Genomic DNA, 14129 nt, shown 5'->3' with positions numbered 1-14129 from the left:
CCCATGGCGCTCAAGGAGCAGCTCGACGCGGACCTGAAGTCCGCGATGCGCGAGAAGGACCAGCTCAAGCTGTCCACGGTCCGGATGCTGAAGAGCGCCATCAAGTACCGCGAGATCGAGCTCATGAAGCCGCTCGACGACGCGGGCGTGCACGCCGTCATCGCCTCCGAGATCAAGCGCCGCCGCGACGCCGTCGAGCAGTACCGGGCCGGCGGCCGCGAGGACCTGGCCGGGAAGGAAGAGGCCGAGATCGCGGTGCTGCAGGGCTGGATGCCGGCGCAGCTGGCGCCGGACGAGCTGGCGAAGATCGTCGACGCGGTGATCGCCCGCGTGGGCGCGCAGGGCCCGAAGGACATGGGCAAGGTCATGAAGGAGCTGCTCCCCGAGGTGCAGGGCAAGGCCGAGGGCAAGGCGGTGAGCGAGCTCGTGAAGCAGCGGCTCGCCAGGCCGTAGGCCGGGGGCGCGTCCCCCGCCGAGGTGTGGCGGTGGCATGATCCCGGAAGCGGTCATCGACGAGATCCGCAGCCGCGTGGACATCGTGGCGGTGATCGGCCGCCACATGGAGCTCAAGCGGTCGGGCCGGACGTGGAAGGGCTGCTGCGTCTTTCACGGTGAGCGGACGGCCAGCTTTCACGTGTACCCGGAGGACCGGCACTTCAAGTGCTACGGCTGCGGGGAGTACGGCGACGTCTTCAAGTTCCTGCAGAAGCTGCAGGGCAGGGAGTTTCCAGAGATCGTGCGCGCGCTGGCGTCGGAGGTCGGGGTGGAGATCCCCGAGCGCGAGGAGGACTCGGCCGAGCAGCGCCGGAGGCGCGAGGAGCGCGCCGAGGTGCTCGCCGCGTGCGCCGCCGCCGCCCGCTACTTCGCGGCGCGCCTGGCGAGCGCCCACGGCGAGGTCGGCCGCGCCTACCTCGCCTCGCGCGGGCTCACCGGCGAGACCGTGGAGCGCTTCCGCCTGGGCCTCGCCTCCACCGCGTGGGACGACCTCACCGCCCGGCTGGCGCCGAAGGGCGTCACCGAGGGCGCGCTCGACAAGGCGGGCCTGGTCGCGCACCGCGAGGGCGGCGGCCGCTACGACCGCTTCCGCGCCCGGCTCATGGTCCCCATCTCCGGGCTCGACGGCGAGGTGATCGGCTTCGGCGGGCGCGTGCTGCCCGGCGCCCCCGACAAGCTCGCCAAGTACATCAACTCCCCGGAGTCCGTCCTCTACAAGAAGAGCAAGGTGCTCTACGGGATCGACCTCGCCCGCGAGCACATCCGCCGCACGCGGCAGGCGGTGCTGGTGGAGGGGTACTTCGACGTCATCGGCCTGCACCAGGCGGGCGTGAAGAACGCGGTGGCGGTGTGCGGCACCGCGCTCACCCCGGAGCACGTCGAGCTGCTCAAGCGGTGCGACTGCCGCGAGGTGGTGCTGCTGTTCGACGGCGACCCGGCCGGCCAGGCCGCCCCCGCCCGCGCCGCCCAGGCGCTGCTCCCCTCCGGCGTCACCGGGAAGGTCGCCCTCCTGCCGACCGCCGGCGGCAAGGTCGACCCCGACGAGTTCGCCCGCAGCCAGGGCCTCTCGGCGCTCGAGGCGCTCGTCGCCGCGGCGCCGCCGCTCACCGAGTTCCTGCTGGAGCGGGCGGTGCGGGTGCACTGCGGCGAGGCGCCGGCCGCGGCGCCCATGGAGTCCAAGCTGGCCGCCTTCCGCGAGCTGAAGCCGTTCCTGGGGCTCGTCCCGGCCGGGCTCGCCCGCACCTTCTTCGAGGAGCGGGTGGCGAAGCGCCTCGACGTCTCGCCCGCCGCGCTGGCGGCCGAGGTCGAGGCCGGCGGCGCGGCCGCCGAGGTCTCCTCCCGCCCGCACCAGCTCACCCCGCCGGAGCCGGCGCCCGCCCCCCGCGCCAGGCCCGCGGCGCCGGCCGCCCGCGGCGCCCTGTGGGGACCGGCGGTGGACGCGCTCGGGCTCCTCGCCAGCTTCCCCCAGCTCGCCGCGCTCGCCCGCGAGGAGCACCTCCTGGCGCTGTTCGAGGCCGGCCCGCTCGAGGCGCTGGTGCGCGAGCTGCTCGAGGGCGCCCTCCCGGCGGAGGCGCTCCCGGAGCGGCTCGCCCCGCACCTCCAGCCGAAGGACGTCGCCCACGTGCGCGACCTCCTCGGCCCCGCCCGCCCCGCCACCGAGGCGGCCGAGCGGGCGCTCCGCGAGGCCATCCTGCGGGCCCGGCTGGCGGCGGTGGAGCAGGAGCACGATCGCCTGACCGAGGCGGTGAAGCGGGCGGGCACGCCCGCGCCGGCGGACCTCGCGACGCGGCAGATCGCGACGTGGCGCCGGCTCGCCGAGTTGAAGAAACGGCTCGAAAAACTGGAGCGAGGATGAAAGGCGCGCTGCGGAACATTCTCAAGAGGTTCAGCGGGCTCGGTCCGTCCGCTCCGGTTACAAAAGTCCCTTCTCCCGAGCAGCGCAAGGAGCGTCCGTCCATGACGACGTCGAAGTCTCACGCCGCCAAGAAGCCGCACAAGAAGGCGCGGCCGGCCAAGTCACGGCCCGAACGCCCGGAGAGGGAGCGCGCGGCCAAGGGAGCGAAGGCCGCCCGCCCGGCGCGCGAGGCGCGCGCCCCCGAGAAGAAGGCCGCCCGCGCGGTGCGCCCGGCGCACGCCGAGAAGGCCGAGAAGGAGCTCCAGGAGAAGAAGCCGAAGCGCGCCGCGCAACCCGTGGTCCGCAAGGGCGGGGAGCGGGACGGCGCGCGCGCCGACGCGGGCGAGGAGAAGCGCGCCCGCAAGGGGGCGCCGGCCGAGGAGCGCGACGAGGCGAAGCCGGCCGAGGCCGAGGAGGCCGAGGAGGCCGAGGCCGAGGCGGACGACGACGACGAGGCCGACCCCGAGCTGGCCGAGCGCTCCGAGGTGAAGGCGCTCATGGAGCGCGGCCGCGACAAGGGCTTCCTCACCTACGACGAGGTGAACGACGCGCTGCCGGCGGACATCGTCTCGTCCGAGCAGATCGACGACGTCATGTCGATGTTCGGCGACCACGACATCGAGGTGGTCGACGACGCCAAGAAGATGAAGCTGCCCGACAAGCCGCCGGAGCAGCCCGAGGCGAAGAACGAGGAGGAGGCGGAGGAGAAGGAGGAGGAGGACCCCGGCTACGGGAAGTCCAACGACCCGGTGCGCATGTACCTGCGCAAGATGGGGTCGGTCTCCCTGCTCACCCGCGAGGGCGAGGTCGAGATCGCGAAGCGCATCGAGGAGGGCGAGAAGGAGGTCCTCGCCTCGGTGCTCGCGTCCTCCATCGCCATCAAGGAGATCCTCGACCTCGGCGAGCGCCTCAAGAAGGGCAAGATCCGCGTCCGCGAGATCATCAAGGACGCCGGCGACGAGTCGTCGGCCGACGAGCCGGAGGCGGAGGAGGCCGAGGAGAGCGAGGCCGCCGTCGAGGGCGACGGGGACGGCGAGGCGGTCGAGGCGGCCGGCGACGGGGCGGCCGCGGGCGACGGCGCCGAGCCGGTCGCGCCCAAGCTCCCCAAGGACGAGGAGCGCAAGGTCGAGCACGTCCTGAAGCACATCGACCTCATCCGCAAGCTCGAGCAGGACGTCGTCAAGATCAAGGAGACCCTCGCCTCGAAGAAGATGTCGGAGGTGAAGCGGAAGGAGCTGAAGACCGACATCAAGGCCGTCGAGATGCAGATGGTCGAGAACCTCGAGGCCATCCAGCTCAACAAGAAGCAGATCGACCGCATCGTCCTGAAGCTCAAGGGCCTCATCAAGCGGGTCGAGGAGGCCGAGCGCGAGCTCATCGACTGCGAGCGCCGCGTCGACGTGCCGGTGAAGGACCTGAAGCGCCTGCTGCGCGACGCGCGCACCGACGAGGGCGAGCGGAAGAAGCTGGCGAAGAAGCTCCGCCTGTCGCCGGAGGAGCTCGAGGACCTCGACCGCGTGGTGCGCAACGCCATCCGCAAGATCCTGCGCGTGCAGGAGGAGGCGATGCTCCCGGTCGAGGAGCTGCGCCGCACCTACCGGCAGATCAGCGAGGGCGAGCGCCGCGCCGAGCGCGCCAAGACCGAGCTGGTCGAGGCGAACCTGCGCCTCGTGGTCTCCATCGCGAAGAAGTACACGAACCGCGGCCTCCAGTTCCTGGACCTCATCCAGGAGGGCAACATCGGCCTCATGAAGGCGGTCGACAAGTTCGAGTACAAGCGCGGCTACAAGTTCTCGACCTACGCCACCTGGTGGATCCGGCAGGCCATCACGCGCGCCATCGCCGACCAGGCGCGGACCATCCGCATCCCGGTCCACATGATCGAGACCATCAACAAGCTCATCCGCACGAGCCGCTACCTCGTCCAGGAGCTGGGCCGCGAGCCCACCCCGGAGGAGATCGCGGAGAAGATGGAGCTGCCGCTCGACAAGGTGCGCAAGGTCCTCAAGATCGCGAAGGAGCCCATCTCGCTCGAGACGCCCATCGGCGAGGAGGAGGACAGCCACCTCGGCGACTTCATCGAGGACAAGGCGATCGTCTCCCCGTCCGACGCGGTCATCAACATGAACCTGGCCGAGCAGACGCGGAAGGTGCTCGCCACGCTCACGCCGCGCGAGGAGAAGGTCCTGCGCATGCGCTTCGGCATCGGCGAGAAGTCCGACCACACCCTCGAGGAGGTGGGCCAGGACTTCGAGGTCACCCGCGAGCGCATCCGCCAGATCGAGGCCAAGGCGCTGCGCAAGCTCCGCCACCCGAGCCGCTCGAAGCGGCTCAAGAGCTTCGTGGAGAACTAGGGCCCATCGCTTAACGGTAAAGCTGTCGGCTCATAACCGATCGGATCCAGGTTCGAATCCTGGTGGGCCCATCCCCGGAGAGCCGGGCGAAAAACCGGGCGCGATGCGCGCGCCCTCATGGAGGAAGCACCCTTGTCGCTGCGTGAGAAGCTGAAGGCGCTGGAGGAGCTGCAGCAGATCGACCTCGACGCGGGCGGGCTGCGCGGAGAGGCGGACACCGTCCCGGCGCGCCGGGCGGAGATCGAGGCCGGCGTCGCGGCCGCCCGGAAGGCCTACGAGACGGAGAAGGCGCGCCTCGAGGACAACGAGCGCGAGCGCCGCCAGATCGAGCTGCTGCTCGGGATGGAGCGGGACAAGGTGAAGAAGTGGGAGGGGCGCCTGGGCGAGATCAAGACGCCGCGCGAGTACGCCGCGCTCTCCCGCGAGATCGAGATCGCGAAGAAGACCAACGAGGGGCAGTCCGAGCAGATGAAGGCGCTCGCCGCCGCCGCGGTCGAGCTGAAGAAGAGCCTCGACGCCGCCGCCGACGCGCTCTCCGAGCGCGAGCTGGGCGCCCAGGACGAGCTGGCCGCGCTGGGCAAGCGCGCCGCCGAGTACGAGGTGAAGCTGCGCGAGCTGGAGGCGCGGCGCGGCGAGGCCTCGAAGCAGGTCGACCCGGCGCTCCTCTCCCGGTACGAGAACATCAAGCGCAAGCGCGCCGGCGTGGCGGTCGCGCCGGTGGTCGGCACCACCTGCCGCGGCTGCAACCGCAACATCCCGCCCCAGCTCGGCATCGTCCTGCAGCGGGCGGACTCGGTCGAGACCTGCCCCAACTGCAACCGCATCATCTACTCGGCCGAGGCGGTGAACCCGCCCGCCGCGACCGCCTGACCGTGTCGGTCCTCGTCGACCTGCTCCGCTTCATCGCGGCCAACGAGCAGCTGCCGCGCACGCTGCAGCGCTACGCCGGCCACGACCGCGACGCGATCGGCAAGCTCATCGCGGCCGCCGCCGACCGCCTGGAGGAGTCGGAGAAGGCCGCCGAGCCCGCCCCGGGCCCCCGGGGCAAGACGGGGCTCAAGGTGCGCAAGCAGAGCGAGGTCGAGCGCGCCGCCAAGCAGAGCGCCGAGGAGCTCGACGCCGCCATGAACGAGTCGAAGGCCCAGCGCGAGCAGAAGAAGCGCCAGCGCGCCCTCGACGCGGAGCGCGAGCGGGCCGAGGCGGTGGAGAAGGCGGCCGAGCTGCCGCCGCGGGTGCGGCTCTTCACCGACGGCGCCGCCCGCGGCAACCCCGGCCCGGCCGGCGCGGGCGCGGTCATCGTGAGCCCGGCCGGCCACATCATGGCCAAGCTCGGCAAGTTCCTCGGGGACAGCACCAACAACGTCGCCGAGTACACCGGCCTCATCCTGGGCCTCAAGCGCGCCAAGGCGATGGGCATCAAGGAGCTCGACGTCTTCTCCGACTCCGAGCTGCTGGTGAAGCAGCTCGCCGGCGACTACGCGGTGAAGGCGGAGCACCTCCGGCCGCTGCACGACGAGGCGCAGGCGCTCCTCAAGGCCTTCCCGGAGGTGCGGGTGGCGCACATCCCGCGCGAGGAGAACGCGGCCGCGGACGAGATGTCGAACCGGGCCATCGACGAGCGGCTGTAGCGCCGTGGATCCCGCGCCCGCCGATCGCCCGCCGCCGCTCGCGGCGCGGCTCGTGGCCGGCGGCGCGATCGCCGGGCTGGCGCTCCTCGCCGTGGCGGTGGTGCTCCCCGGGCGCGGCTGGCCGTACAACCACGACGCGCTCTCCGCCTTCGAGCGCACCGAGTGGTTCCGGCGCGCCTTCCTGGCGGGCGATCTCTTCCCGACCTGGAGCCCCTTCTGCTTCAACGGGCACGGCACGCCCGGGCCGTTCTTCTACCACCGGCTCTTCTACACGGTCTCGGGCGCGCTGGCCGCCGCCGGCCTCTCCAGCCTGCGCGCGGTGACCGTCGCGGTGGTGCTGTTCCTCGCCGTGGGCGGCCTCGGGATGGAGCGGCTCGGCCGCGCGCTGGGGTGGCCGCTCGCGGTGCGGCTCGCCGCGGCGGCGCTGCTGATCCTCGCGCCCTACACGTACACCGACTGGCTGGTGCGCGCCGCGCTGGCCGAGCTCGCGGCGGGCATGCTGGTGCCGTGGCTGTTCGTGCACGCGCTCCGGGTCATGCGCGGCGAGCGCGCCGGCGTCGCGCTGGGGACCGTCTGGGCGCTGCTCTTCTACGCGCACGTCGTCCTCTGGCTCTACGCGACGATCTTCGTCGCGCTCGCGTTCGCCTGGGCGCTCGTGGCGCAGCGCGCAGCGCGGCGGCGCGCGCCGTGGCGGTCCCCGGTGGGCTCGAGCCTGCTCTGGACGGCCCTGGTGCTGGCGGCGACCGCCGGCGTGTACGCCGTCGCCATCCGCCGGCTCGGGCCGGCGTTCGACCTGGACAGGCTCCGCGTCTACCAGCCGGCCGAGCTCTTCCAGATCCCGAAGCGCTATCTCTCCGTCTTCAACTTCCGATGGGGCGAGCAGTGGCAGGGGCTCAGCGTCGAGATCGGGCGGGCCCCGCTCCTCGGGCTGCTCGCCCTCGCGCCCTTCGCCGCCGGCGCGCGGGGGCGGCTGTCGCGGCCGGCGCTGCTCCTCCTGGGGGGCGGGGCGCTCGTCTGCTTCGCGCTTCAGCTCGAGCTCGCCGCGCCGTTCTACCGGCGCGTGCCGCTGGTCGACGTCATCCAGTTCCCCTGGCGCCTGCTCGCCTTCATGGCCCCGGCGGCGGTGGCGCTCTTCTGCGAGCTGGCCGCCGCGGTCGCGCACGGGCCCGCGCGCGGGCCGCGGGTGGTCGCGGGGGTGGTCGTCGCCGCGGCCGTCGGCTGGCAGGTCCTCTTCGCCGCGCGCGCGCAGCACATCCGCTACGGCTGGCACCGGGCGGAGGAGATCGCGCGGGCGCTCGACGCGCTCGACGGCCCCTGGGCCGGCGGCGAGTTCCTGGCGCGCGGCGTCGCGCCGGTCCCCCCGCGCGCGCCCTTCGTGGCGCTCGACGGGTGCGCCCTGCGCGGGAGCTCCCCGGCGCGCGACCTCGCCCAGCCCTTCCACTTCACCCGCCTGGCGCTGGAGGTGGACGCCGGCCCGGGCTGCACGATCCACTTCAGCCAGTTCGCCACGCCGTTCGTGGGCGTGGAGGGCGTGCCGCCCGAGGCGGTGCGGCGCTCTCCGCACGGCACCCTCGACGTGGTGCTGGGGCCGGGGCGGCACCGGCTGGCCTTCGCGCGGCGCGGGGTCCTGGCGGCGCTCTGGGCCACCCGGGATCGCGGGCGCTGAACGCCGCCGCTTGGCAGGCCGCGCGGGCGGTGTTACATCCCCCGGGCCGGAGCCGCCCGGGCGTACGCGTCGATCTGCAGGGCAGGGGTCGCCGAGGAAAGTCCGGGCACCACAGGGCAGGGTGCCGGCCAACGGCCGGTCGGGGTGACCCGCAGGACAGCGCCACAGAGAACAGACCGCCGAACGGCGCCGCGAGGCGCGCGTGGCAAGGGTGAAACGGTGCGGTAAGAGCGCACCGCGCGCCGGGTGACCGGCGCGGCATGGCAAACCCCACCCGGTGCAAGAGCGAATAGGGAGGCATCGCCCGCGAGGGCGTGACCCGCGCGCGAGCGCGGGTCGAAGACCGGCCCGGTCGGAGCCTCCGGGTACAGCTCGCTGGAGGCGCGCGGCAACGCGCGTCCGAGAGGAATGTACGCCGCCGCCGGCCGCGAGGCCGGCGGGACAGGACCCGGCTTACAGGGCGGCTCCGGCACTTCGAGAGCATGGCCGCGCCAGCGCGCCTCGGGCGTCGCGGCGCGGCCCCGCGTCGTCAGCTCTCCGCGATGCACACCCCCACGGCCGCGCCGACAGCGGCGCCGATCCCGGCGCCGATCGGCCCGCCGAAGCCGGCGCCGATCCCGGCGCCGACCAGCGCGCCGAAGCCGCCGTACAGCGCGTCGCCCTTGGAGACGGCCGAGGCCCTGGGCTGGCCAGCGGCGCCCGGCGCGGGCCCTGCGTTGAGCACGCTCGCCACGGCCAGCGCGGCCGGGCTGGACGCCTGGTCGAGCACGAGGGCCCGGTAATACGAGCGGACCCGCTTGGCCAGCTCGGGGTCGGAGCCGTCCGGAGCGGCGAAGAGCCGGTCGAAGATGGCCGCGAGCTCCTTCGCCTCACCGCCGGTGATCGCCTCCCGTGCGACGAGCGCGGACAGTCCCGCGTGGACCGCCTTCTTCCGATCCCCGGCGCTCTCGGCCAGCAGCCGCGTGAGCTCGCCGCGGACGGCGAGGCTGACGTCTCCCGCGCCGATCGCCGAAGCCCGGGCCATCCACGTGCCGTCCGCCGTCCTGGTGGTGCGTTCGTGTTCCATGGCAGCTCCCCTCGATCGCGTCCAGGAGGCGCTGCCTCGCCGGGCGCTTCACGCGCCGGAGCCCTGCTCCGCACCGCGTTGATATTGATCAAGTAGCGTCGCGCCCCGCGATGTGACCTTCGCCCAGCGTCGCGGTCCCTGACGGAGCGGCGAGGTGGGCGATGCACCGCGCCGGCGCACCGGCGGCGAGGGCGACGCGTGGATCGCGCGTCAGCTCGGCGAGCGCCGAGGCGATCGGGGCTTCGGCGGCGAGCTCCAGCCGCTCGAGCCGCACCCCGCGGTCGGGAAGCCGTGAGCACGGGTGCGGGGTCGCGCCCCAGTCGATCACGCTCGGCAACCCGCCGGGCGGCCGCGAGCCGTCGGATGGGAGCGCCAGGGTCCACCGGAGCTGGCCGCGCTGCATGGGGGTCGGGAGGCCGACCGCGGCCGGCTCGAGCCCGGCCGCGGTGGCGAGCCGCCGGATCGCCGCGCCCAGCGCTCCCGTCCGGACCACCCAGTGCAGGAGCCGCGGGCCCCGCTCCAGCGACGCGCGCGTCGCGTCGCCGTCGAGCCCGAACAGCCGGGAGCGGGGCGGCTCGGGCTGCGCGGGGTCGGGCGCGAGGACCTCCAGGTAGACGTCCTCGCCGAGCCGCAGCAGCGCGTTGTGCGTCCCGAACCCCAGGTGCTGTCCGCCGGGCTCGGGCGCGACGCCGACCCGCTCCCGCACCCAGCGCATGCCCTCGTCCAGGGTAAGAGCCGCCACGACCAGGTGGTCGAGCTCGATCATCTCGCGTCCCCCACGCGCGCGATCCTAACCTCGCGTGCCGGGGGGCGCCGGCAAGCTCGAGCGACGTCGCGGTGAGGACCACGACCCCCGTGGCCCTGGCGAGGGCGGCTGCGGCTCCTGGGCCCGGGTGCCCCGCTAGTGCTTCGGCTGCGCCTGGCTCGCCTGCGGGCGCGCGCCCGCGGCGGAGGCCGTGGCGCTGGCGGTGGCGCCCTCGCCGAGCTGGCGCATCAGGCCGAGCGCGTCCCACTGCACCCAGTCCTCGAGGAGCTTGCCGCCCTTGAAATGGCTGATGGAGATCCCCTCCACCGTGCAGCGCCGGCCGGTCGGCGCGACGCCCATGAGCTGGCCCTGGTGCGTGCCGCTCATGCGCCACTGGGTGATGCAGGTGTCGCCGTCGGCGTCCACCCAGCTGCGGAGGATGCTGGGCGAGAGGTCAGGGAAGGCCGTGCGGTACATGCGGCAGTACTCCTTCTCCTGCTTCAGATCGGCGTCCCCCGTCACCGGGTCGTGCGCCCGGTAGCCGGGATCGCAGATCTCGTCGTACGCGCCGAAGTTCCCCTTCCCGAACGCCTCCTCGAGCAACCGGCGCTGGGCCTGCTTGATGTCGACGGCCATGGCTCTCTCCTCGCCGCGCGGATGTGGCGGCGGGGGGAGATCTGCGCAGTCCTCGCGCGCCTGCAAGGGCCGCGGGGCGCGGAGACGGCGAGCCCCCGCGAGGCTGGGCTCGCGGGGGCCAGCGTTCGTTTCGGGAATGGCGCCGGCGCCTGCAGGCCGAGCTGCGCGCGGCGGCCTGGCCGGACGCCCGCGTTGCCGTTGACGGTCACGACCCCCAACGGCACCAGCGCGCCGCTCGACTTCCTCCAGGATCGCCGCCGACAGGACGCTCGGGGCCTGCCGCCGACGTCACGACCGGCGCCCCGCACGCCGGGGTGTGGCTGCAGCACTAGCCCCCTCGATCGGAGGTCCGCCGGCGTGATCGCGCAACGCGGGCGAGGCCGTCGGCGGACCTCCTCGGGCAGGGCCGGCTTCCCCCCGTCCGAGACCACGCCCGCGTCCCCCGTCGCTGCGACCGCGACGAGGGACGCCCGCGCTCACGAGGGCGTCGCCTCGCGGGCGGCGTGGATCGGCAGGTCGAGCGCCTCGGCGTTCGCGGCCGGGACGTCGTCGGTGGCGGGCTCGCCGCGCGCGGCCGCCCGGTGGTCGCGCGCGATGAGGAGGTAGATGGCGGGCAGGAAGAAGAGCGTGAACACCGTCCCGATCGCCATGCCGGAGACGAGGACGAGCCCGATGCTGTTCCGCGCCTTCGCCCCCGGCCCGGTCACCAGCGTCAGCGGGAAGTGACCGAGGACGGTCGCCACGCTCGTCATGAGGATGGGGCGGAGGCGCGTCACCGCGGCGCTCTTCACCGCCTCGAGCTTCGAGAGCCCCTGCTCCTGCAGCTTGTTGGCGAACTCGACGATGAGGATGCCGTTCTTGGCGACGAGCCCGACCAGCGTCACGAGCCCCACCTGCGAGTAGACGTTGAGCGTCGTCGTCCAGCCGTCGGTGAAGTAGTGGAGCGTCGGGTTGGGCATCTTCAGGAACATCATCACCATCGCGCCGAACATGCCGAGGGGCACGGACCCGGCCAGGATCACGAACGGATCGCGGAAGCTGTTGAACTGCGCGGCGAGCACCAGGAAGATGAGCACCACCGCGAGCAGGAACGCCGGCACGAACTTGTTCCCCTCCGTCCGGAGCTGGCGCGACTCGCCCGTGTAGTCGAGCGTGTACCCCTTCGGCAGGATCTTGGCGGACTCGCCCTCCAGGAACCGCAGCGCCTCGTCGAGCGGCCGCATCGCCACCCCGCTGATCTTCACGGAGTTGAGCTGCTGGAAGCGGTTGAGCGAGCGCGGCGTGACCGTGTCGCGGATGCGGGCGATGGAGTCGAGCGACACCAGCTGGCCGTCGCGGCCGTTCACGTAGATGTCCTTGAGCTGCTCGGGGTTGAGGCGCTCGGAGCGCAGCACCTGCGGGATGACCTTGTAGCTGCGGCCGCCGATGCTGAACCGGTTGACGAAGTGGCCGCCCGTGGCCGCCCCGAGGTCCTGCCCCACGCCCTGGAGGTTCAGCCCCAGCTGCGCCACCTTCTCGCGGTCGAGCTCCACCTCGGACGAGGGCTGGTCCACCTTGACGTCGATGAGCGGCGGGAAGGCGAACATCTTGCTCGCCACCGCCCGCTCCTGGACCTTCTTCGCGAGCTCGAGCACCTGCGCGGTGTCCGCGGTCGAGGCGATGACGAACTCGACGGGGAACTGGCCGCCGCCGGGCAGCGCGGGCGGCAGGATGGGGAAGGTCTCGATCCCCGGGATCCTGGAGACGCGCGCCGTCACCTCCGGCAGGATCTGGAACGCGTTCCGCTTCCGATCCTCCCACGGCGTGAGCGTCGTCCCCCAGAACCCGGTGTCGGGCGAGGTGACCTGGAAGACGAAGCTCGACTCCGGGAGATCCTTCACCGTCCGGAACACCTCGTGCGTCAGCGGCGCGAGCTGGTCGGCCGTGGAGTTCGAGGGCGTGTTGACGACGCCCAGGATGACGCCCTGGTCCTCCGTCGGCGCGAGCTCGCGCGGGGCCTGCGAGAACATCGCGAGCGCGAGCAAGCTCAGCACGATCCAGGCCGCGTAGATGGAGCCGCGCGAGCCGCTCAGCGATCGGTCGAGGAGGCGCGCGTAGACCGCCTTGATGCGCTCGAAGCCGCGGCTGATGCGCGCCGCGAGCCCTCGCTCCTCACGGCGCAGGAGGTACGCCGACATCATGGGCGAGAGCGTCAGCGCCACGACGCCGGAGATGGCGACGGCGCCGGCGAGGGTGAGGGCGAACTCCCGGAACAGCGAGCCGGTGAGCCCCCCCTGGAAGGCGATGGGCGCGTAGACCGCCGCGAGCGTGATGGTCATCGCGATGATCGGCCCGACGAGCTCTCGCACGCCGAGGATCGCCGCGTCCACGGGCCGCGCCCCCTCGCGCAGGTGCCGCTCGACGTTCTCGACCACGACGATGGCGTCGTCGACCACGAGCCCGACCGAGAGCACGATGGCGAGGAGCGTCAGGAGGTTCACCGTGAACCCGAAGACCTGCATCAGGAACACCGCCCCGATGAGCGACACCGGGATGGCGACGACCGGGATGAGGACCGACCGGAGCGACCCGAGGAAGAGGAAGATGACGAGGACCACGATGAGGAGCGTCTCCGTGAGCGTGGTCTGCACCTCGTGGATGGCGCTGCGGATGTAGTCGGTGGCGTCGTAGGCGACCCGGGCCTGGATCTGCTCCGGGAGGTCCTGCTGGAGCGACGCCATCTCCGCGCGGACGCGCTGGACGACCTCGAGGGCGTTCGCGTTCGGGAGCGCCCAGACGCCGATGAACACGGCGGTCTGCCCGTTGAAGTTCACCGCGGTGTCGTAGTCCTCCGCGCCGAGCACCACGTCGGCGATGTCGCCGAGCCGGACCGTCGCCCCGTCCTTCTCGCGGACGACGAGCTCCCGGAACTCCTTCTCCGAGTGCAGGTCCGTGTTCGCGGTGAGGTTCACCTGGACGAGCGAGCCCTTGGTCTGGCCCACGGCGGCGAGGTAGTTGTTGGCGGCCAACGCCTGCCGCACCTGGGCCGGGCTCACGTTGAGGGCCGCCATCCGATCCGGCTTGAGCCAGATGCGCATGGCGAAGGTCCGCGCCCCGATGATGTCGGCGCGCTGCACGCCCTGGATGGCCGAGAGCCGCGGCTGGACCACGCGGACCAGGTAGTCGGTGATCTCGTTCTGCTTCAGGAACGCCGAGGAGAAGGAGAGGTAGGTGGAGGCGAACTGGCTGTCGGCCGAGACGATGCTCAGGACCGGCACCTCCGCGTCCGGAGGCAGGTCGCCGCGGACCTGGTCGACCTTCGAGCCGATCTCCGAGAGCGCCCGGGTGGCGTCGTAGTTGAGCCGCAGCCGCGCCCGGATGATGGACACGTTCTGCTTGCTCTCCGACTCGATGTAGTCGATGCCGTCGGCCGCGGCGATCACCCGCTCCAGCGGGGTGGTGATGAACCCGCGCACGAGCTCGGCGTTCGCCCCCACGTACGTCGTGGTGACGGTGATCTCGGCGTTCTCGCTCCGCGGGTACTGGCGGGCGTTGAGCGTCCGGATGGCCTGGATGCCCGCGATCACGATGACGAGGCTGACGACGACGGCGATGACCGGGCGTCGGATGAAGATGTCGGTGAACCTCATGGCGCGCTCCGCTCCC

The 14129-nt window shown here is 72.7% G+C and carries 10 protein-coding genes, 1 tRNA gene and 1 other RNA gene; 8 read left to right on the top strand and 4 right to left on the bottom strand.

Annotated features, from left to right (window positions below; all coding sequences use genetic code 11):
• The first annotated feature begins 3 nt into the window (after positions 1 to 3).
• From HWY08_RS01490 to rnpB, 8 genes are all read left to right on the top strand, one after another.
• Positions 4 to 453: a GatB/YqeY domain-containing protein gene (locus tag HWY08_RS01490; RefSeq protein ID WP_176062347.1), complete on the top strand. Its 450-nt coding sequence runs from the start codon at positions 4 to 6 to the stop codon at positions 451 to 453.
• A 37-nt stretch (positions 454 to 490) separates the two neighbouring features.
• A complete protein-coding gene (gene dnaG, locus HWY08_RS01485) occupies positions 491 to 2350 on the top strand; it encodes a DNA primase (RefSeq protein WP_176062346.1) in 1860 nt (619 codons plus the stop codon).
• On the top strand, positions 2347 to 4743 hold the full coding sequence (gene rpoD / locus HWY08_RS01480) for an RNA polymerase sigma factor RpoD (RefSeq protein ID WP_176062345.1): 2397 nt from the start codon (positions 2347 to 2349) through the stop codon (positions 4741 to 4743). The genes dnaG and rpoD overlap by 4 nt, the downstream gene beginning before the upstream one ends.
• A tRNA-Ile gene (locus tag HWY08_RS01475) sits at positions 4743 to 4814 on the top strand. Before rpoD ends, HWY08_RS01475 begins: the two co-directional genes overlap by 1 nt.
• A gap of 61 nt (positions 4815 to 4875) precedes the next feature.
• On the top strand, positions 4876 to 5613 hold the full coding sequence (locus HWY08_RS01470) for a zinc ribbon domain-containing protein (protein ID WP_235969394.1): 738 nt from the start codon (positions 4876 to 4878) through the stop codon (positions 5611 to 5613).
• A 2-nt stretch (positions 5614 to 5615) separates the two neighbouring features.
• On the top strand, positions 5616 to 6371 hold the full coding sequence (locus tag HWY08_RS01465; RefSeq protein ID WP_308469058.1) for a ribonuclease HI family protein: 756 nt from the start codon (positions 5616 to 5618) through the stop codon (positions 6369 to 6371).
• Between the two features lie 4 nt (positions 6372 to 6375).
• A complete protein-coding gene (locus HWY08_RS01460; RefSeq protein WP_176062343.1) occupies positions 6376 to 8037 on the top strand; it encodes a putative glycosyltransferase family protein in 1662 nt (553 codons plus the stop codon).
• Positions 8038 to 8085: 48 nt separating this feature from the next.
• Positions 8086 to 8509, top strand: an RNA gene (rnpB, locus tag HWY08_RS01455) — RNase P RNA component class A.
• A 57-nt stretch (positions 8510 to 8566) separates the two neighbouring features.
• Here rnpB and HWY08_RS01450 read toward each other — a convergent pair.
• The 4 genes from HWY08_RS01450 to HWY08_RS01435 form a co-directional block, all read right to left on the bottom strand.
• Positions 8567 to 9103, bottom strand: coding sequence for a hypothetical protein (locus tag HWY08_RS01450; RefSeq protein WP_176062342.1), 537 nt, complete (start codon positions 9101 to 9103; stop codon positions 8567 to 8569).
• 88 nt (positions 9104 to 9191) lie between these two features.
• The gene (locus HWY08_RS01445; protein ID WP_176062341.1) at positions 9192 to 9869 is read right to left on the bottom strand and encodes a VOC family protein; all 678 of its coding nucleotides are present in this window, start codon (positions 9867 to 9869) and stop codon (positions 9192 to 9194) included.
• A 135-nt stretch (positions 9870 to 10004) separates the two neighbouring features.
• Positions 10005 to 10484 (bottom strand): ester cyclase, encoded by a 480-nt coding sequence (locus HWY08_RS01440; protein ID WP_176062340.1) that lies wholly within the window; start codon positions 10482 to 10484, stop codon positions 10005 to 10007.
• 476 nt (positions 10485 to 10960) lie between these two features.
• A complete protein-coding gene (locus HWY08_RS01435; RefSeq protein WP_176062339.1) occupies positions 10961 to 14113 on the bottom strand; it encodes an efflux RND transporter permease subunit in 3153 nt (1050 codons plus the stop codon).
• Between the last annotated feature and the right edge of the window lie 16 nt (positions 14114 to 14129).

It is taken from the genome of Anaeromyxobacter diazotrophicus, from assembly GCF_013340205.1.
In the GTDB taxonomy this organism is placed as follows: domain Bacteria; phylum Myxococcota; class Myxococcia; order Myxococcales; family Anaeromyxobacteraceae; genus Anaeromyxobacter_A; species Anaeromyxobacter_A diazotrophicus.
The sequence above is the reverse complement of the archived record's forward strand: the minus strand, read 5'-3'. Positions and strand labels throughout refer to the sequence as shown.